General features: G+C 67.5%; 19 protein-coding genes. 6 read left to right on the forward strand and 13 right to left on the reverse strand.

From position 1 onward, the window contains the following. Positions 1-45: 45 nt before the first annotated feature. From ACIA76_RS01240 to ACIA76_RS01250, 3 genes are read left to right on the forward strand one after another with little or no spacing between them, the layout of a single operon-like run. The gene (locus ACIA76_RS01240) at positions 46-921 is read left to right on the forward strand and encodes a MetQ/NlpA family ABC transporter substrate-binding protein (protein ID WP_397147063.1); all 876 of its coding nucleotides are present in this window, start codon (positions 46-48) and stop codon (positions 919-921) included. Further along, positions 918-1,943 (forward strand): methionine ABC transporter ATP-binding protein, encoded by a 1,026-nt coding sequence (locus ACIA76_RS01245; RefSeq protein ID WP_397147066.1) that lies wholly within the window; start codon positions 918-920, stop codon positions 1,941-1,943. Before ACIA76_RS01240 ends, ACIA76_RS01245 begins: the two co-directional genes overlap by 4 nt. Next, entirely contained in the window at positions 1,943-2,605 is a 663-nt protein-coding gene (locus ACIA76_RS01250) for a methionine ABC transporter permease (protein WP_397147068.1), read from the forward strand. Before ACIA76_RS01245 ends, ACIA76_RS01250 begins: the two co-directional genes overlap by 1 nt. Here ACIA76_RS01250 and ACIA76_RS01255 read toward each other — a convergent pair. From ACIA76_RS01255 to ACIA76_RS01310, 12 genes are all read right to left on the reverse strand, one after another. Continuing rightward, the gene (locus ACIA76_RS01255; protein WP_397147070.1) at positions 2,602-3,864 is read right to left on the reverse strand and encodes an acyl-CoA dehydrogenase family protein; all 1,263 of its coding nucleotides are present in this window, start codon (positions 3,862-3,864) and stop codon (positions 2,602-2,604) included. The two genes, ACIA76_RS01250 and ACIA76_RS01255, sit on opposite strands and share 4 nt — an antisense overlap. Positions 3,865-3,871: 7 nt before the next feature. Continuing rightward, a complete protein-coding gene (locus ACIA76_RS01260) occupies positions 3,872-4,870 on the reverse strand; it encodes a phosphotransferase family protein (RefSeq protein ID WP_397147072.1) in 999 nt (332 codons plus the stop codon). Beyond that, complete coding sequence (locus ACIA76_RS01265) at positions 4,867-5,232, reverse strand: DUF6285 domain-containing protein (RefSeq protein WP_397147074.1); 366 nt, start codon at positions 5,230-5,232, stop codon at positions 4,867-4,869. The genes ACIA76_RS01260 and ACIA76_RS01265 overlap by 4 nt, the downstream gene beginning before the upstream one ends. Positions 5,233-5,393: 161 nt before the next feature. After that, positions 5,394-6,257: an alpha/beta fold hydrolase gene (locus ACIA76_RS01270; RefSeq protein ID WP_397147076.1), complete on the reverse strand. Its 864-nt coding sequence runs from the start codon at positions 6,255-6,257 to the stop codon at positions 5,394-5,396. Between the two features lie 72 nt (positions 6,258-6,329). Then, entirely contained in the window at positions 6,330-6,758 is a 429-nt protein-coding gene (locus tag ACIA76_RS01275) for a DUF4189 domain-containing protein (protein WP_397147078.1), read from the reverse strand. A gap of 73 nt (positions 6,759-6,831) precedes the next feature. Next, the gene (locus ACIA76_RS01280) at positions 6,832-7,188 is read right to left on the reverse strand and encodes a metal-sulfur cluster assembly factor (RefSeq protein WP_397147080.1); all 357 of its coding nucleotides are present in this window, start codon (positions 7,186-7,188) and stop codon (positions 6,832-6,834) included. Next, positions 7,181-7,663, reverse strand: coding sequence for a Fe-S cluster assembly sulfur transfer protein SufU (gene sufU, locus ACIA76_RS01285; RefSeq protein ID WP_397147082.1), 483 nt, complete (start codon positions 7,661-7,663; stop codon positions 7,181-7,183). The genes ACIA76_RS01280 and sufU overlap by 8 nt, the downstream gene beginning before the upstream one ends. 3 nt (positions 7,664-7,666) lie before the next feature. Next, complete coding sequence (locus ACIA76_RS01290) at positions 7,667-8,920, reverse strand: cysteine desulfurase (protein WP_397147085.1); 1,254 nt, start codon at positions 8,918-8,920, stop codon at positions 7,667-7,669. A 1-nt stretch (position 8,921) separates the two neighbouring features. Further along, the gene (gene sufC, locus ACIA76_RS01295; RefSeq protein ID WP_397147087.1) at positions 8,922-9,725 is read right to left on the reverse strand and encodes a Fe-S cluster assembly ATPase SufC; all 804 of its coding nucleotides are present in this window, start codon (positions 9,723-9,725) and stop codon (positions 8,922-8,924) included. A 39-nt stretch (positions 9,726-9,764) separates the two neighbouring features. Beyond that, positions 9,765-10,976: a Fe-S cluster assembly protein SufD gene (gene sufD, locus ACIA76_RS01300; RefSeq protein ID WP_397147089.1), complete on the reverse strand. Its 1,212-nt coding sequence runs from the start codon at positions 10,974-10,976 to the stop codon at positions 9,765-9,767. Beyond that, positions 10,976-12,412 (reverse strand): Fe-S cluster assembly protein SufB, encoded by a 1,437-nt coding sequence (gene sufB / locus ACIA76_RS01305; protein WP_397147091.1) that lies wholly within the window; start codon positions 12,410-12,412, stop codon positions 10,976-10,978. Before sufB ends, sufD begins: the two co-directional genes overlap by 1 nt. Further along, a complete protein-coding gene (locus ACIA76_RS01310) occupies positions 12,409-13,230 on the reverse strand; it encodes a helix-turn-helix transcriptional regulator (RefSeq protein ID WP_397147093.1) in 822 nt (273 codons plus the stop codon). The genes sufB and ACIA76_RS01310 overlap by 4 nt, the downstream gene beginning before the upstream one ends. Before the next feature lie 199 nt (positions 13,231-13,429). Here ACIA76_RS01310 and mptB point away from each other — a divergent pair, with 199 nt between their 5' ends. Genes mptB through ACIA76_RS01325 form a run of 3 tightly spaced genes read left to right on the forward strand, consistent with a single transcriptional unit; the run spans position 13,430 to position 16,844 of the window. Continuing rightward, positions 13,430-15,121 carry a polyprenol phosphomannose-dependent alpha 1,6 mannosyltransferase MptB gene (gene mptB, locus ACIA76_RS01315; RefSeq protein ID WP_397147938.1) on the forward strand — a complete coding sequence of 564 codons (1,692 nt, stop codon included), beginning with the start codon at positions 13,430-13,432 and terminating at the stop codon, positions 15,119-15,121. Next, the gene (locus ACIA76_RS01320) at positions 15,118-16,050 is read left to right on the forward strand and encodes an ABC transporter ATP-binding protein (protein WP_397147095.1); all 933 of its coding nucleotides are present in this window, start codon (positions 15,118-15,120) and stop codon (positions 16,048-16,050) included. The genes mptB and ACIA76_RS01320 overlap by 4 nt, the downstream gene beginning before the upstream one ends. Positions 16,051-16,061: 11 nt before the next feature. Next, positions 16,062-16,844 carry an ABC transporter permease gene (locus ACIA76_RS01325; protein WP_397147097.1) on the forward strand — a complete coding sequence of 261 codons (783 nt, stop codon included), beginning with the start codon at positions 16,062-16,064 and terminating at the stop codon, positions 16,842-16,844. A 3-nt stretch (positions 16,845-16,847) separates the two neighbouring features. Here ACIA76_RS01325 and ACIA76_RS01330 read toward each other — a convergent pair whose 3' ends face one another. After that, positions 16,848-18,101, reverse strand: a complete 1,254-nt coding sequence (locus tag ACIA76_RS01330) for an MFS transporter (protein ID WP_397147099.1) — start codon at positions 18,099-18,101, stop codon at positions 16,848-16,850. Positions 18,102-18,111: the final 10 nt, after the last annotated feature.

The raw sequence follows: 18,111 nt of genomic DNA on the forward strand, positions 1-18,111 counted from the left end.
GCTTGGATTGCCGGGTTCACATCACGACGATCTTTTGGAGCACGAGTGAAATTCCATCGGGCACTGGCGATCCCGGTCCTGGTAGCAACCGCGGCCCTCACCCTCACGGCGTGCGGTGGAAATGACGATGCCGCCTCCGGCAATGTCGTGCGGATCGGCACCACCGATCAGGATCACACCTGGCAGGTGTTCGAGCAGAAGGCGAAGGCCGAGGGCATCACGCTGAAGACCACCAACTTCTCCGATTACAACCAGCCCAACCGCGCGCTGGCGCAGAAGCAGATCGATGTGAATCTGTTCCAGCACCTGCAGTTCCTGGGCCAGTACAACGTCGCCGACAACGACACGCTGACCCCGATCGGGGCGACCTATATCGTGCCGCTGGGCCTGTATTCGAAGAAGCACCGCTCGGTCGCGGAGATTCCGCAGGGCGGCGAGATCGCGATCCCGAACGATCCGACGAACCAGGCCCGCGCCCTGAACGTGCTGCGGTCGGCGGGTCTGCTGAAGCTCACCGGCACCCCGCGCCAACCCACCCCCGCCGATATCGATAAGGGCGCCTCGAAGGTCAAGGTCACCCCGGTCGACGCGGCGCAGACGGCGCTATCGCTCAATTCCGTCGACGGCTCGGTCATCAACAACACCTACCTCGAACGTTCCGGTGTGGACCCGAAATCCGCGATCTACAAGGATGATCCGACCGATCCCGCCGCCGAGCCGTATATCAATACGCTGGTGACCCGCGCCGCGGACAAGAACAACCCGCTGTATCTACGGCTGGTCGACATCTGGCACGACCCCGAAGTGCAGCGGGCCGAGGCCGAGGCCACCAAGGGCACCGCCGTCGAGGTCAAGCGCAGCGGCCCCGAGCTGGAGCAGGTGCTGGCGCGCGTCCAGCAGACCCTGCGCGATCAGAAGTGAGCGAATCGACCACGGCGCCAGCGGATTCCGCCGCCGTCGAATTCCGTTCCGTCACCAAGACATTCACCGTGGGCAAGTCGCGGACGGTCGCGCTCGACGAGATCGATCTGCGCATCGAGCGCGGTGAGATCTTCGGCATCATCGGCTATTCCGGCGCGGGCAAGAGCACGCTGGTCCGGTTGATCAACGGCCTGGAGCGGCCCAGCGCGGGCACGGTCCTGGTCGGCGGCGAGGCGATCACCGGCGTGCCCGAATCGCGAGTGCGCCGGTTGCGCCGCGATATCGGCATGGTGTTCCAGCAGTTCAACCTGTTCCGCTCGCGCACGGTCGCGGGCAATGTGGAGTATCCGCTGAAGGTGGCCAAATGGCCACGCGCGCAACGCAAGGCGCGCGTGGCCGAGCTGCTGGAATTCGTCGGGCTCTCGGATAAGGCCCGCAACTATCCCGATCAGCTCTCCGGCGGGCAGAAGCAACGCGTCGGCATCGCCCGGGCGCTGGCCACCTCGCCGTCGCTGTTGCTGGCCGACGAGGCGACCTCGGCGCTGGATCCGGAGACCACCCAGGAGGTGTTGCGACTGCTGAAGAAGGTCAACAGCGAGCTCGGGGTCACGATCGTGGTGATCACCCACGAGATGGATGTGATCCGCGCGGTCGCCGATCGAGTGGCCGTGCTCGCCGACGGCCGGGTGGTCGAATTGGCCAGCACCTTCGAGGTTTTCGCGACCCCGCAGGCGACGCCCACCCGCTCGTTCGTCGATACCGTGCTGCACAACCGGCCCAGCGCCGACGAGCTGCGACGCCTCGGCGACCGGCATATCGGGCGTCTGGTGACGGTCGATCTCGGTGACGACCGCGGCATCGGTGCGGCGCTGGCCACGGCCACCCATACCGGGGTGCGGTTCGAGGTGGTCTACGGCGGGGTGAGTGCGTTGCAGGACAAGACGTTCGGCAGCCTCACCCTCGCCCTCGACGGTCCCGAGGATGCGGTGGACAAGGTGATCGACGAGCTGACGGGGGTCTGATGCATACCGATTGGGATCAATTGCGGCCCGTCCTGGGCGAGGCCGTCGGCACGACCCTCTATCTGGTCGGGGTCACCTTCGTCGTGGCGGGACTGCTCGGGCTCGGGCTCGGCACCGCGCTCTACACCACCCGCAAGGGCGGGCTGCTGGCCAACACACCGATTCATCTGCTGCTCAATGTGCTCGTGAACGTGGTGCGACCGATTCCGTTCATCATTCTGCTGGCGGCGCTGGGCCCGGTGACGCTGAAGGTGGTCGGCACCACCATCGGCACCGATGCCGCGGTGTTCGTGATGATCGTGGGGGCTTCGTTCGGTATCGCCCGCATCGTGGAGCAGAACCTCGTCACCGTCGATCCCGGCGTGATCGAGGCGGCGCGGTCGATGGGCGCGGGGCCGCTGCGGATCATCCTCACCCTGCTGATTCCGGAGGCGTTGGGGCCCTTGGTGCTCGGCTACACCTTCGTGGTGATCGCCATTGTCGACATGTCGGCCATGGCGGGCACGGTCGGCGGCGGCGGACTCGGCGACTTCGCGCTGGTGTACGGGTATCAGCGGTTCGACTGGCAGGTCACACTCGTCGCGACGCTGATCATCATCGCCGGTGTGCAGGGTGTGCAGTTCGCGGGCAACTGGCTGGCCCGGCGGGTGCTGCGGCGTTAAACCCCCTTCGGCGCACGGCCTTTCATGAATCCGAACAGATAACCCGCCACCCGGCGCAGCTGGATCTCCTCGGACCCTTCGGTGATCCGGTAGCGCCGGTGGTGGCGGTAGATGTGCTCGAACGGCTTATGCCGCGAGTAACCGAGGCCGCCGTGCACCTGCATGGCCCGGTCGGCGGCCTCGCAGCACAGCCGGTTGGCCCAGTAGTTGCACATCGACACCTGTTCGGAGGCAGCGAAAGTGCCGTGACGGTCCATGGTCCAGGCCGCCTGGCGGATGAGCGCACGCAGCATCGCGCATTGGGTATGCAGTTCCGCGAGGGGGAACTGGATGGCCTGATTATCCGCCAGCGGCCTGCCGAAGGGCTTGCGCTCCTTGGCATATGCCACCGATTGATCGATACAGTATTGCGCCGCACCGAGGCTCGACGCGGCCTGGCGGATGCGGTTCTCGTTGAAGAAATGCTGCACCACGGCCAGGCCGCGCCCTTCCGGACCGAACAGCGCATCGCCCGGCACGCGCGCCCCGCGCAAGGCGACGCGGCCGTGGTCGGTGGGCATGTTGAAGGTCCAGAGATACTCCTCGACGGTGAAACCCGGTGTGCCGGTGGGCACCAGGAATGCGGTGATCCCGGCGCCGTCACCCGGCGCCCCGGAGGTGCGGGCGAAGATCAGGTCCGCGGCGGCGCCGTGAATGCCGCTGTTCCAGGTCTTCTCGCCGGTGATCACCCAGTCCTCGCCCTCGCGGATCGCGGTGGTCTCCATATAGGTGGCGTCGGAGCCGTGTTCGGGTTCGGTGATACCGAAGGAGAAATACCGTGTGCCCGCGGCCAATTCGTCGATCCATTCGGATTTCTGTTGTGCCGATCCGTATTCCAGCATGAGCAGCAGGCCGACGTTGTTGGCCACCACGGCGTGTTCGTTCTGCAGATCGGCGTGCAGGCCCAGGCCGCGATGCGCGAGATGTTCGCGGATGACGGCCATATCGAGGTTGGTGCCGTCGCGCCCGCCGTAGGCCGCCGGGAACGCGTAGCGGTAGTGCCCGGCCGCATCGGCGCGGCGGCGGGTCTCGGCCAGCAGCTCCTCCCAGTCCTTGCTCGGCAGGCCGCCGCGGTCCCAGTCGGTGCGGGCGTCCTCGCGGCGATGGTCGAAGAAGCGGATGTTGTCGTCGGCCTGTTGTAGCGGGACGATCTCGCGGTCGATGAATGCGTCGAGTTCGGCCAGATAGGCGACCAGCTCGGTGGGCAGCTCGAGATCCATGCTCGCCCTAGCCTTCCGGCCGGATCTGCATGAGCAGATCCCATTCGATCTCCGAGATCCGGCGGCCGCTGGCCGCCATCACGATATCGCGCACGCTGCCGTCGAGATGGGCGGCGGCCTGCTCGGCCAGGCCCACGCCCCAGCCGAGCGTGCACAGCACCTTCCACCAGCGGAATCGGTCCGCGTCGAAGACGCCACCGACCTGCTCGTAGCCGTGCCGGAACGCGTCGCGGCCGGCGAATCCGCCGAATTCGGCGCCGTCGCAACCGAATCGCCACATCCGCAGCGCCGCCCACGCGGCATCGTGCATGGGATCGCCGAAGCGGCGCGCACCCTCCCAGTCCAGCACCGCGCGCAGCCCGTCGCCGTCGACGATGAGATTGCCGTTGCGCATATCGGTGTGCAGCAGCACCCTTCGTAATGGCGGATCCGGGAGACGCCCGCGCAGCCAGCGCAGCGCGAGCGCGAAGACCGGCCGGTCGGCGAGCAGTCGGGCCACCCCGCACTCGGCCTCGGCCAATTCGGTTCCGGCGGGATCGCTTTCGGCGGCGCCGGGCAGCACCGCCGGTGCGTCGTGCGGATCGATCGCATGCAGCCGCCCCATGGCCTTGCCGAGCTGCGCGGCCACCCGCTCCCCGATCCCGGCAGCCTGGACCAGTCGTAATACCTTGCGCGGCACGGTTTCCCCGTCGATCAGCTCGGATACGAGGAACGGCGCGCCGACGAATTCGGCATCGGTGCAGATCGCCACGACCGCGGGCACCGGCACCCCATGTTTACGCGCCAGCTCCCGCACCTGGGCCTCGGCCTGCACCGGCAATCGCTGGATCGCCGCGGGCACGATGGTCGCCACCAGCCGCCGCCCATCGGTCCCCCGCCGCGCATCGAAGGCCACCGTCCGCCGCCGAGCCCCCGCCGACACCTGCCGGACATTCGACACCGATACGGCCCCACCGGCTTCCGCACTGAGAAACCGCGCCAAACCCACAGCCGTATTCCCGCTCACAACCCCTCCCATCCGTCATACCCCGGCTTGGCAATGGCCAGATCCCCGCGAACAACCTCGACCAGCACCCGCCAGAGCGCAGCATCCTCATCCTCGACCGATCCCGAATCCGGTTCCACCACACCAGAATTCGGCTCCGGATCCCGCCACGAATCCAGGCTGCCGGGGATGGTCGCCATCAGTTCCCGTTCGCGGCGGGCAGTGACAGGGCCCAGGTCGAGTTCTCGACGGACTATGCGGGTCAGGTTGGCGGCGACTCGCGCTCGGTGCTGCAGAGCATCCGGCAGGGCGGGCAGCAGAACGTCGTCGAGGAGTTCGGCGAGCGAGTCCAGAATCTCGGTCGCCGTTGGTCGATACTGCATATCCGGCCTCCATGGCACCCGCATCTCAGGATCCCACGAACAGCTCCGCCAACCATCCGATTCGGCCGGAATGCGAACTCATTGTTGCGATCACCCGGCCCGGACCGCGCTGCTCTCGGTGTGCTTGTGTCCTACGCCGCTTCAGCATCTCGGCGAGCGAGTCAGACCGCTGGGCATGATCCGCCCGTGTACCGCAATTGCGCGAGGGGAATGGTGACGGGCCGGTGATCGCGGGCGGCGGCGATCACTGCGGTGACGCAGGCCGCGACCAACTCGGGCTGATCCGTGGGCACGTGATGACCGGCCCAGTCGGCCACGACCAGCAGCGCGTGCAGCTTCTCGGCCAGCAGCCGTTGGCCGTCCTGCCATCGCTCATCGAGCTGCTCGAGTGTGAGCGGCGCGAACTCGGCCGCGTCGGCGGGCGTCAGACGTGTCCATCGCCCGGGTGCGCTCGCCAGTACCGCGGCAGGAACGGTCGTCCATACCGCGTTGTCCAGCTCAGCGATCGATCCCGGGATATCCAGCATCGACGATCCGGAATCGTCTTCGCCCCCTTCGCGTTCCGGCCAGATGTGGTCCGCCAGATGCTCCAAGGTGGTGCAATCCACCAGCACCAGCCCAGCCGTATGCGCACCGTGCCGTGCGGCGTACATCATGGCGATCAGTGCGCCCATCGAATGCCCGACGACCACGTGGGGTGATTCGATCCCGAGCTTGTCGAGCAGGCCGCGCAGTTCATCGGCCAATGTCCCGAACGTGCGTGGCCGCTCGGCCAGATGTGGTGGCAGCGGAGCACTCTCACCGATGCCCGGGCGGTCGTAGGTGACAGTGGTGTGCAGATACAACCGGGGCAGGACCTGATCCCACTGGTCTTGGGACGTGCCGAAAGCATTGATGTGGACCACGGGCACGGGGCCGTCTCCCGATGTGACGCACGCGGTCAGCTCATAGCCGATATCGACCTTCTCGAATCGCCGCACCCACAACAGATACCACCGCCGGGCGGCCCGTACGCGAACATTCACAGACCGGCTCGACCACACTCTCCTTGATCACAACGAAGATCATCATGATCAAGGAGAGCCCGAGGGCGCGGGTCAGTGGGCGTTGGCGGTGCAGGCCGAGAGGACGGGCTGGGCGGCGCGAGGGGTGGCGCTGCCGAGGTCCGGGAACGGTGGGGCGCTGGGGCCCAGGGAGTCGACGGCCTTCTGTTCGGCCTCGGATTTGGTGGGGGCCGAGGCCCAGCCGAAGCGGTGGTCGGCGCCCTGGGATACCGCGGCGCAGGCGTTGGTGAAGCGGACGACCACCTGGCAGTCGTACACGTCGCATTTGACGTTGGCGCCGCCGTCGGCCATGCCCTGATTGGTGTAGTCGACCGCGTAGGCGACCGTTCCGGTGCTGGGCGATAACGACATCGCGCCGTACAGATCCCCCGCGGCGGCGCCCGCTGGACCGGCGCCCACCGTGGCGAGCGCGCCGACCGCCGGAAGCGTCAGGACCCAGGCGGTCTTGTGCAGCAATGGCATTGGAGAATTCCTCCCCGTCAGTGATAACGAACGGGGTGAATCTTCGCCCACCGCGAGGGCATCTGTCCAAGGATCAGACGGTGAAACCCAAGGCGCGCAGTTGTTCCCGGCCGTCCTCGGTGATCTTGTCCGGACCCCACGGGGGCATCCAGACCCAATTGATCTTGATGTCCTCGACCAGGCCGCTGCGGACCAGGGCGTTGCGGGTCTGGTCCTCGATGACATCGGTCAGCGGGCAGGCCGCGGACGTCAGGGTCATATCGATGACGGCGATGTCCTCCTCGACCTGCAGCCCGTAGACCAGGCCGAGATCGACGACGTTGATGCCGAGTTCCGGGTCGACGACGTCGCGCATCGCCTCTTCGATGTCCTCGAGCTGGCTCACCTCCTCGGCGGAGAGCTGCTGCTCGGTGGCTGGTGTCTCACTCATGACGTTCCCCATTCCCCATGGCGGGCTTGGTCTCCTGTGCGGAGGTTATCCGGACCACGGCGTCCTTGAACGCCATCCAGCCGAGCAGGGCGCACTTCACGCGCGCCGGATACTTCGACACACCCGCCAGGGCGATGCCGTCGCCGAGGACATCCTCATCGCCCTCGATCGTGCCTCGGCTCGAGATCATCTCACTGTAGGAGTCGACGACCTTCAACGCCTGCTGCACCGGCAGGCCGATGACCTGATCGGCGAGGATCGACGTGGCGGCCTGGCTGATCGAACAGCCCTGACCGTCGTAGGAGACGTCGGTGACGTCGCCGTTGTCATCGATCGCGACGCGCAGGGTCACCTCGTCACCGCAGGTCGGGTTGACGTGGTGCACCTCGGCACCGAACGGCTCCCGCAGTCCGCGGTGATGCGGATGCTTGTAGTGGTCCAGGATGACTTCCTGGTACATCTGCTCCATGCGCATGTTCTATGCAACTCCGAAGAAGCTCTGCGCCTTCCGCACGGCCGCGACCAGCTGATCGACCTCGCCGCGGGTGTTGTACACCGAGAACGAGGCACGCGCGGTCGCCGCGATGCCGAAACGCCGGTGCAGCGGCCACGCGCAGTGATGACCGACGCGAATCGCCACACCCTGATCGTCGAGGATCTGACCGACGTCGTGCGCGTGCACGCCCTCCACGACGAATGACACGGCGCCACCGCGCTGCACATTCTCCGTCGGGCCGACGATCCGCACGCCCTCGATCGCGCCGAGCCCCTCGAGCGCGGCGCCCACCAGCTCATGCTCGTGCGCGGCGACGGCATCCATGCCGAGGTCGTCCAGATAGCGGACGGCCGCACCGAGACCGATGGCCTGCGAGATCATCATCGAACCGGCCTCGAACCGCTGCGGCGGCGGCGCGTAGGTGCTGTGGTCCATGTAGACCGTCTCGATCATCGATCCGCCGGTGATGAACGGCGGGGTCTGCTCGAGCAGTGCGCGGCGGCCGTACAGGACGCCGATACCGGACGGGCCGAGCATCTTATGACCGGAGAAGGCGGCGAAGTCGACATCGAGCTCGCGCAGATTCACCGGCATATGCGGCACCGACTGGCACGCGTCGAGCACCACCAGCGCACCGACTTCCCGTGCGCGCCGGACCAATTCGGCGACCGGCGCGATCGCACCGGTCACATTCGAGGTATGCGTGAACGCCACAACCCTTGTCGCCGGGGACAATTCGAGCGAATCGAGGTCGATACGGCCCTCGTCGGTGACGCCGTACCAGCGCAGCCGGGCGCCCGTGCGGCGCGCGAGCTCCTGCCACGGCACGAGATTGGCGTGATGCTCCAGCTCGGTGATCACGATCTCGTCGCCGGGGCCGATCCGATGCCGGAAGCGGTCGTCGCCGAAGGCGTAGGCCACCAGGTTGAGCGATTCGGTGGCGTTCTTGGTGTAGACGATCTCGTCGTCGCCGACGCCGACGAAGGCCGCGATCACCGCCCGCGCCGCCTCGTACGCCTCGTTGGCCTCCTCGGCCAGCTGATGCGAACTGCGATGCACGGCCGCGTTGTGCTCGAGCAAGAACTCCCGCTCGGCGTCGAGAACCTGCAGCGGGCGCTGCGAGGTCGCCCCGGAATCCAGGTACGCCAAGGGTTTTCCGTCGCGCACGGTGCGGCTCAGAATCGGGAAATCCTCCCGAATCTTCGCGACATCGAATGTGCGCACGGTTGCGGTCATATCAGGCTCCAGCGGTCGCGGTCTGAGTGAAGCGCACGTAGCCGTTGGCGTCGAGTTCCTCGGCCAGCTCCGGGCCGCCCTCGGCCACGATGCGGCCGCCCACGAACACGTGCACGAACTGCGGCTGGATGTAGCGCAGGATGCGGGTGTAGTGGGTGATGAGCAGAACGCCGCCTGCCGTAGGCGTGCCGGAGCCATCGACCCAGCCGCGCTCCTTGTAGCGGTTGACGCCCTCGGAGACGATGCGCAGCGCGTCGACGTCCAGACCGGAGTCGGTCTCGTCGAGGATGGCGATCTTCGGCTTGAGCAGGCCCAGCTGCAGGATCTCGTGACGCTTCTTCTCGCCGCCGGAGAAGCCCTCGTTCACGCTGCGCTCGGCGAAGGCCGAGTCGATCTCCAGCTCGCCCATCGACTCCTTGACCTCCTTGACCCAGTGCCGCAGCTTCGGGGCCTCGCCACGCACGGCCGTGGCCGCGGTACGCAGGAAGTTCGACATCGAGACGCCGGGCACCTCGACCGGGTACTGCATCGCCAGGAACAGGCCCGCGCGGGCGCGCTCGTCGACGGACATGGCCAGCACGTCCTCGCCGTCGAGGGTGATCGAGCCCTGGGTCACGGTGTACTTCGGGTGGCCCGCGATCGCATAGGACAGCGTCGACTTGCCCGAACCGTTGGGGCCCATGATGGCGTGCGTCTCACCGGATTTCACGGTGAGGTTCACGCCCTTGAGGATCTTGATGGGCTCCCCGGACTCGTCCGGGTTGGCGACCTCGACGTGCAGGTCCTTGATTTCCAGGGTGGTCATCGAATTCGAGTTCCTTTGCGGAGTAATAGGGTTCGTGGGTCAGACGCCGATCGCGGCGAGCTCGGCCTCGATGGCCGCCTCGAGCCGCTCCCGAATCTCGGGGACCGCGATCTTCTGCAGGATTTCCTGGAAGAAGCCGCGTACGACCAAACGGCGGGCGGCATCCTCGGGAATGCCACGCGCGCGCAGGTAGAACAGCTGCTCATCATCGAAACGGCCGGTGGCCGACGCATGGCCCGCGCCGGCGATCTCGCCGGTCTCGATCTCGAGGTTGGGCACCGAGTCGGCGCGCGCGCCGTCGGTGAGCACCAGGTTGCGGTTGGCCTCGTAGGTGTCGGTACCTTCGGCGGCCGCGCGGATCAGCACATCGCCGACCCACACGGTCCGGGCGTCGCCCTTCGGCGAGTGCGGATCACCCTGCAGCGCACCCTTGTACAGCACTCGTGACTTGCAGTTCGGCACGGCGTGATCGACGAGCAGGCGCTGTTCGAAGTGCTGTCCCGCGTCGGCGAAGTACAGGCCGAGCAGTTCGGCGTCGCCGCCCGGGCCGTCGTAGCGCACGGTCGCGGTCATGCGCACCAGCTCGCCGCCGAGGGTCACGGCGATATGCCGCAGCGTCGCGTCACGGCCCAGCTTCGCATGATGCGCGGTCGCGTTCACCGCGTCGTCGGCCCAGTCCTGGACCGCGACGACGGTCAGCTTCGCGCTGTCGCCGACCACGAATTCCACGTTCTCGGCGTAGGTTCCGCTGCCGTGCTGGTCGATGACGACCGTGGCGACGGCGAAGTTGGCCAGCCGGATCTGCAGGTGACCGTACGCCGTCCGGCCCTCGCCCGGGCCGGTGACCGAGACGACGACCGGCTCGGCGACCTCGGTCTCCGCACCGACCGACACGATGGTGGCCTGCTCGAAGCCCGAATATGCCTGCGCGGCAACCCGATCCGCGGGCACACCGGCGACACCGAGCCGCGCGTCGCCGCGCTCGACGGTCTCCACCCGGACACCGTCGACCGGCCGGACCTCGATCGTGGCCCGGCCGTCGCGCACCGCAGAGCCGTCGTGCAGGCCGCGCAGCCGGCGCAGCGGGGTGAACCGCCACTCCTCGTCGCGACCCGACGGCACCTCGAAGGCGTTCACATCGAACGAGGTGAAGACCTCACCCTTGTTGGTCGCGGCCCCTGCGCCCGGGTTCTGAATCGGCTTGGCCGTGGGGTTCTCGCCCTCGACCGCTCCAATCACACCAGTCGCCATCAGCCAACGGCCCCTTCCATCTGCAGCTCGATGAGCCGGTTCAGTTCCAACGCGTATTCCATGGGCAGTTCCTTGGCGATCGGCTCGACGAAGCCGCGCACCACCATCGCCATCGCCTCGTCCTCGGTGAGGCCGCGGCTCATCAGGTAGAACAGCTGATCCTCACTCACCTTGGAGACGGTGGCCTCATGGCCCATCGTCACGTCGTCCTCGCGGATGTCGACGTAGGGGTAGGTGTCGGAGCGGCTGATCGAATCCACCAGCAGCGCATCGCATTTCACGGTCGAGCGGGAGCCGTAGGCGCCCTTGTTGATCTGGATCAGACCGCGGTAGGAGGCCCGCCCGCCGCCGCGCGCCACCGACTTCGACACGATGGTCGAGGAGGTGTGCGGCGCCAGGTGCAGCATCTTCGCGCCGGTGTCCTGGTGCTGGCCCTCGCCCGCGAACGCCACCGACAGCACCTCGCCCTTGGCGTGCTCGCCGGTCATCCAGACCGCCGGGTACTTCATGGTGACCTTGGAACCGATATTGCCGTCGATCCACTCCATGGTCGCGCCCGCGCCCGCCTTGGCCCGCTTGGTGACCAGGTTGTAGACGTTGTTGGACCAGTTCTGAATGGTGGTGTAGCGGCAGCGGCCGCCGTCCTTGACGATGATCTCCACGACCGCCGAATGCAGCGAATCGGACTTGTAGATCGGTGCGGTGCAGCCCTCGACGTAGTGCACGTAGGCGCCCTCGTCGACGATGATCAGGGTCCGCTCGAACTGGCCCATATTCTCGGTGTTGATCCGGAAGTAGGCCTGCAGCGGGATGTCGACCTGCACGCCCGGCGGCACGTAGATGAACGAACCACCCGACCACACAGCGGTATTCAGCGCCGAGAACTTGTTGTCGCCCGCCGGGATGACCGAACCGAAGTACTTCTTGAACAGCTCCGGATGCTCCTTGAGACCGGAGTCGGTGTCGAGGAAGATGACACCCTGCTTCTCCAGATCCTCACGAATCTGGTGGTAGACCACCTCGGACTCGTACTGGGCGGCCACACCGGAGATCAGGCGCTGCTTCTCCGCCTCCGGGATACCCAGTCGGTCATAGGTGTTCTTGATGTCCTCGGGCAGCTCGTCCCAGCTGGCGGCCTGCTTCTCCGTCGAGCGCACGAAGTACTTGATGTTGTCGAAATCGATGCCGTCGAGGTTGGAGCCCCAGTTCGGCATCGGCTTGCGATCGAAGATACGCAGCGCCTTCAGGCGGACGTCGAGCATCCACTCCGGCTCGTTCTTCTTGGCCGAGATGTCGCGCACGACCTCCTCGGACAGGCCTCGCTTGGCACTGGCACCGGCAGTATCCGAGTCGGCCCAGCCGTAGCCGTACTTACCCAGCGAGGCAATGGTCTCCTCCTGGGACAGCGGCTGCACCTGGTCGGTGGTCGTCGTCATTCGGCACTCCTTCCGGAGTCGTTCGTGGTCCCCGCTGCGGGCTGGGCAGCGGCCTCATCTGGGTTCGAGTTCTCGTTGTCGCCGGACGTACTGGGCAGCACGAACAGCGGGACGTGGGTGGTGCAGGCGCAGTCGCCGTTGGCGATGGTGGCCAGGCGCTGCACATGGGTGCCGAGCAGCTCGCGGAAGGCCTCCAGCTCGGCGGCGCACAGCTCCGGGAACTCCTCGGCGACGTGCGATACCGGGCAATGATGTTGGCAGATCTGCACTCCCGCGCCCACCTTGCGGGTCGAGGCCGCGAATCCGGCGTCGCTGAACGCCTCCGCGATCTCCTCGGCCTTATCGGCCGTGGCCTCGGGGGTGTGCCGGGCGAGGCGCTCGATCCCGGTGACGATCGTGGCGACCCGCTGCCGGGCGAAGTCGATGATCGCGTTGTCGCCGCCGAGTTCGCGCAGCTGGCGCATGGCGGCCCCCGCGAGATCGTCGTAAGCGTGCCCCAGTCGACCGCGGCCCACGGCGGTGAGCTGATACTGCTTGGCGGGGCGGCCGCGGCCCTTCTGCTGCCATGGCGCCGAACGGGTGGCGCGCGCCTCGCCGGATTCGATCAACGCGTCGAGATGTCTGCGGACTCCGGCCGGGCTCAGGCCCAGCCGCTGCCCGATGGCGGTCGCGGTGATCGGGCCCTGTTCCAGCAGCAGCTGAACGACGGCCTCCCGGGTATGCCCCTCACCGGCCGGTGTCGCGGGCGCGACAACGGCCCGGGCGCCCTCACGACGCTCGGTATCCGCCTCCGCATTCCGCAAACCCACGGTTTTCACAACATCAGTGTGACGGAATTCCTTCCCGCGTTCTAGTAAGGGTGACCTGAGTAAATGCGGCCGGAAGGCCGTCGCCAGGACCTTTCATTCGCCGATGTGACGATTTCCGCAGCTCGGTCCGGATAACGGAACGATCGCATCTGCTCGACCCGAGACGGTTCCCGCATTATCGGCCGCGCGAACTAGGCTCGCAGGCGTGGTGGCTTCGGCAGGCGTGCGACGCAGCTTCGTGGAGTGGGGACGCCGGGCATTGGGCCTGGACGTCCCGGCCGCCGATCACACCATCGCGGTACTGCACAGCGTGGAATCGGAGCTGCCCGGCCTGGATGCCCGCGAAACTCGGCAGCTCGGCCGAATTCGACTGCTCGGCGCCACCGGGACGGTGCTGATCGGGATCAGCGCGCTCGGGGTCGCGGCCCAGCCGGTGCTGCAGAATCCGGTGTCCGGCGTGCGGGTGATCGGGGTGTTCGCGCGCTGGCAGACCTCGTCGCTGGCGCTGTCGATGATCGGCACGGTGTTGGTCGTGATGGCGTGGTTGTTGTTGGGGCGCTTCGCCGTCGGCGGATTCGCGGGAGCGTCGGCGCATCGGCTGAGCCGCTCCCAGCTCGACCGCACGCTGCTGCTGTGGATCCTGCCGCTGTCGGTCGCGCCGCCGCTGTACTCCACCGACGTGTACTCCTATCTGGCACAGAGCGAGATCGCCAAGCGCGGCATGGATCCCTATCACGTGGGCCCCGCCCAAGGGCTCGGGGTCGGCAATGTGCTGACGATGAACGTGCCCAACATCTGGCGCGAGACGCCCGCGCCCTATGGGCCGCTGATCCTGTGGATCGGGCGGGGCATCTCACATCTGACCGGGGACAACATCATCATCGGCGTCTGGGCGCACCGGCTGCTCGCCCTCGGCGGCGTGGCGCTGATCGTGTGGGCACTGCCGCGGCTGTCGCGGCGCTGCGGGGTCGCGCCGGTGAGTGCGCTGTGGCTGGGCGCGGCCAATCCGCTGGTGCTGTTCCATCTGGTCGCGGGCGTGCACAACGATGCGATCATGCTCGGGCTCATGCTCGCGGGTCTGGAGTTCTGCCTGCGCGCGATCTCGGATTCCGGTGAGATCGGCACGCCGTTCGATCGGCGCGAGTGGACGCTGCTGATCTTCGGGGCGGTGGTCATCGCGCTGTCGTCGACGATCAAGATCACCTCGTTGATCGCGCTCGGATTCGTCGGTATGGCCCTGGCCCGGCGCTGGGGCAAGGGTATTCGGCCGGTGCTGATCGCGGCCGCGCTGCTGGGCGTGATCGCCCTTGCCACAACGCTTTTCGTGAGCCTGGCCAGCGGACTGGGCTTCGGCTGGCTGTTCACGCTCAATACGGCCAATGTGGTGCGCAGTTGGATGTCGTTGCCCACGGCCATCGGCATCATCACCGGATTCGGCGGTGTGCTGCTGGGTTTGGGTGATCACACCACCGCCCTGCTGAGCATCACGCGGCCGATCGCGCTGGCCGTCGCGTCATTCCTCACCCTGCGCATGCTCATCGCGACCTGGACCGGACGACTGCCCGCGGTCGGGGCGCTGGGGCTGTCGCTGGGCGCGATCGTGCTGCTGTATCCCGTGGTTCAGCCCTGGTATCTACTGTGGGCCATCGTGCCGTTGGCGGCCTGGGCGACCACCTCCGCGTTCCGGGTGCCCGCCGTGGTCTTCTCGGCCGTGGTGAGCGTGATGCTGATGCCGCGCGGGGCCGACTACGGCGTCTTCCAGATCTTCGAGGCCGCCATCGCGGTGGTCGTGGTGGCGCTGATCTTCATCGTCGCGACACGGAATCTGTTGCCGTGGCGCAAAGCTGCGGGGGTGTCTGCTCCGTCACAGCGGCCCGCGGCATACGGTGTCACTTCGTGACAGCAGCCTCGCAACCCGCCGTGCGCATCGACGGCGTCGTGAAACGGTACGGCGATGTCACCGCGGTCGACGGGATCAGCTTCGAGGTGGGGCGGGCCGAGGTGCTGGCACTGCTGGGACCCAACGGCGCGGGCAAGACCACGACAGTGGAGATGTGCGAGGGCTTCAAGTCCCCCGATGCCGGATCGGTGCGGGTGCTGGGTCTGGACCCGATCGCCGATTCGGACGCGCTGCGCCCGCGCATCGGGGTCATGCTGCAGGGCGGCGGCGCGTATCCGGGATCGCGGGCCGGGGAGATGCTCGACCTGGTCGCCTCCTATGCGGCCGATCCGCTCGATCCCGACTGGCTGCTGTCCACGCTCGGTATGCGGGAGGCGCGGCGCACGCCCTATCGGCGGCTGTCCGGCGGCCAGCAGCAGCGCCTGGCGCTGGCCTGCGCGCTGGTCGGGCGGCCGGAGCTGGTCTTCCTCGACGAACCCACCGCCGGCATGGACGCCCAGGCGCGACATCTGGTGTGGGAGTTGATCGCCGCGCTGCGCCGGGACGGGGTGAGCGTGCTACTGACCACGCATATGATGGACGAGGCCGAGCAGCTTGCCGATCGGCTGGTCATCATCGACCACGGGCAGATCGTCGCCGCGGGAACGCCCGCCGAGGTCACCTCGGCCGGAGCCGAGGGGCAGCTACGCTTCACCGCGCCACCCAAACTCGATCTACATCTGCTGAGAAGTGCCCTGCCGGAAGGGTTCTCGCCGACCGAGACCTCGCCCGGATCGTATCTCCTGCAGGGTGACATCACCCCGCAGGTGCTGGCCACGGTCACGGCCTGGTGCGCGCGAATCGACGTGCTGCCCAGTGATATCCGCATCGATCAACGCCGCCTCGAGGACGTCTTCCTGGAATTGACCGGACGGGAGCTGCGCGGGTGAGGAGTACTGCCGTGACCACCGAGACCGAACGTTTCGCACCGGGCACCTTCACCCCCGATCCGCGGCCTGCGGCCCGGTCCGCGATGCTGGCGTCGCAGACCCGTATGGAGCTGATCCTGTTGCTGCGCAACGGTGAACAGCTGCTGCTGACCATGTTCATTCCGATCGCCCTGCTGATCGGGCTGACCCTGCTGCCCATCGGCGGGCTCGGCGATCATCGGGTCGATCGGATCGTCCCGGCGGTGATGATGGTGGCGATCATGTCCACCGCGTTCACCGGCCAGGCCATCGCGGTCGGCTTCGATCGGCGCTACGGGGCGCTCAAACGGCTGGGCGCCACCGCATTACCGCGCTGGGGCATCGTCGGCGGGAAATGCGCGGCGGTGTTGATCGTGGTGGTGTTGCAGTCGATCCTGTTGGGGCTCATCGGCGTCGCGCTGGGCTGGCGGCCCTCGCTCGGCGGGCTGGTCTGCGGCGCGGGCGTGATCGCCTTGGGCACGGCCACTTTCGCGGCGCTGGGGCTGCTGCTTGGCGGCACGCTCAAGGCCGAGATCGTGCTGGCGCTGGCCAACATCCTGTGGTTCGTCATGCTCGGGACATCGACTCTCGTATTCGCCGCCGACAATGTGCCGCACTGGTTGAGCGTGGCGGCCCGGATCATTCCCTCCGGTGCGCTCGCGCAGGCGTTGGAACAGGCGCAGCGGCTCAACGTCGACTGGTACGGATTGATCGTGCTCGCGGTGTGGGGCGCGGGCGCGGGCTTCCTCGCGGTGCGCTGGTTCCGTTTCGAATGAGCCTCAGGCCGGTTCGTCGGCGGGGATCAGCCGCCCGGCCAGCAACGCGGTCACCGCGGTGAGCACAAGCAAGGCGATGATGTAGCCCGAGAACAGCGCCGGGTGGGCGGCGAACTTCTGCTTCAGAGCGGGAGTCGTGCCGCCGAAGAGCGCGGAGGTGATGCCGTAGGGCAGCGCCATCACGGTCACGCGATGGCGGGCGGGGGCGAGCATCGCGGTGGCGCCCGGCAGGATCGCGGCGAGGGTCACCACGCATACCGCCGAGACCACGATGAGCGCCCAATAGGTCGACAGCGTGGCCGAATTCAGCAGCAGCTGCATCGGCAGCGTCGCGATCGCCAGGACGATCGCGGCCCCGGCCATCCAGCGCAGCGCGCCCACGCGTTCGGCGAGCGCGCCGAACAACGGCGCCGCGGCCATATAGGCCACCTGTGCGGCCACACCGGCCCAAAGGACCTGAGTATCGGGCATTTTCAGCACGGTGACCGCATAACTGGTCGGCGCGGTGATCCACAGATAGTAGGACGACAGCGTGCCCGCGGTGAGTCCCGCCACGGCCAGTGCCGGGCCGATCAGCGTGCGCCATTCCCGCCGCCAGCGCACGGGTTCGGTACTGTCGGGCCGGGTTTCGGGCAGTGTGCGCCGGGCCAGCAGGAAGATCACCGAACCCGCCGCGGCCACCAGAAACGGGATCCGCCACAGTCCGTCGCGCAGCGCCGAGGCGCCGAATCCGGCCGCCAGACCCGCCACGAGCAGATTCGCCGCGATGGTGCCGAGGCCGAAGAAGATCGAGTACACGCTCGTGCCCGCCACCCGCCGCCCGGGTGGTGCGGCCTCGTACAGATACGCCTGCGCCACAGCCTGTTCGCCGCCGAAGGAGAAGCCCAGCACCAGCCGCCAGACCAGCAGCAGGATCGGGGCCGCGGCGCCGATCGTGGCGTGGCCCGGCGTGAGCGCCATCCCGGCCGTGGCCACGCCCGCCAACCCGATCGACAGCATCAGCGTCGGCCGCCGACCGCGCCGATCGGCCATCCGGCCGAGCACGAGCGCCCCCACCGGCCGGATCACGAATCCGACCGCGAACACCCCCAGCCCGTAGAGCACCGACTGTTGCAGGCTCCCGCCGAAGAACTGGGGCGCGAAGTAGGCCACCGACAATCCGTACAGCGACCATTCATAGGCTTCGAGTGCGGCGCCGGCGGCGGTCGCGGCAATGCGGCGACCCGGCCGAACGCGCGGGGCGATCAGGGTATTCATAGGCGTGGCT

The organism is Nocardia sp. NPDC051570, from assembly GCF_044454005.1.
Taxonomy (GTDB): Bacteria; Actinomycetota; Actinomycetes; order Mycobacteriales; family Mycobacteriaceae; genus Nocardia.

Excerpts from the sequence above, each read along its gene's own strand:
- sufU (WP_397147082.1), bottom strand. The coding sequence starts at position 7,663 with ATGCGCATGGAGCAGATGTACCAGGAAGTCATCCTGGACCACTACAAG.
- ACIA76_RS01265 (WP_397147074.1), bottom strand. The coding sequence starts at position 5,232 with ATGCAGTATCGACCAACGGCGACCGAGATTCTGGACTCGCTCGCCGAA.
- ACIA76_RS01330 (WP_397147099.1), bottom strand. The coding sequence starts at position 18,101 with ATGAATACCCTGATCGCCCCGCGCGTTCGGCCGGGTCGCCGCATTGCC.
- ACIA76_RS01250 (WP_397147068.1), top strand. The coding sequence starts at position 1,943 with ATGCATACCGATTGGGATCAATTGCGGCCCGTCCTGGGCGAGGCCGTC.
- ACIA76_RS01275 (WP_397147078.1), bottom strand. The coding sequence starts at position 6,758 with ATGCCATTGCTGCACAAGACCGCCTGGGTCCTGACGCTTCCGGCGGTC.
- sufB (WP_397147091.1), bottom strand. The coding sequence starts at position 12,412 with ATGACGACGACCACCGACCAGGTGCAGCCGCTGTCCCAGGAGGAGACC.
- sufD (WP_397147089.1), bottom strand. The coding sequence starts at position 10,976 with ATGGCGACTGGTGTGATTGGAGCGGTCGAGGGCGAGAACCCCACGGCC.
- sufC (WP_397147087.1), bottom strand. The coding sequence starts at position 9,725 with ATGACCACCCTGGAAATCAAGGACCTGCACGTCGAGGTCGCCAACCCG.
- ACIA76_RS01255 (WP_397147070.1), bottom strand. The coding sequence starts at position 3,864 with ATGGATCTCGAGCTGCCCACCGAGCTGGTCGCCTATCTGGCCGAACTC.
- ACIA76_RS01290 (WP_397147085.1), bottom strand. The coding sequence starts at position 8,920 with ATGACCGCAACCGTGCGCACATTCGATGTCGCGAAGATTCGGGAGGAT.
- ACIA76_RS01280 (WP_397147080.1), bottom strand. The coding sequence starts at position 7,188 with ATGAGTGAGACACCAGCCACCGAGCAGCAGCTCTCCGCCGAGGAGGTG.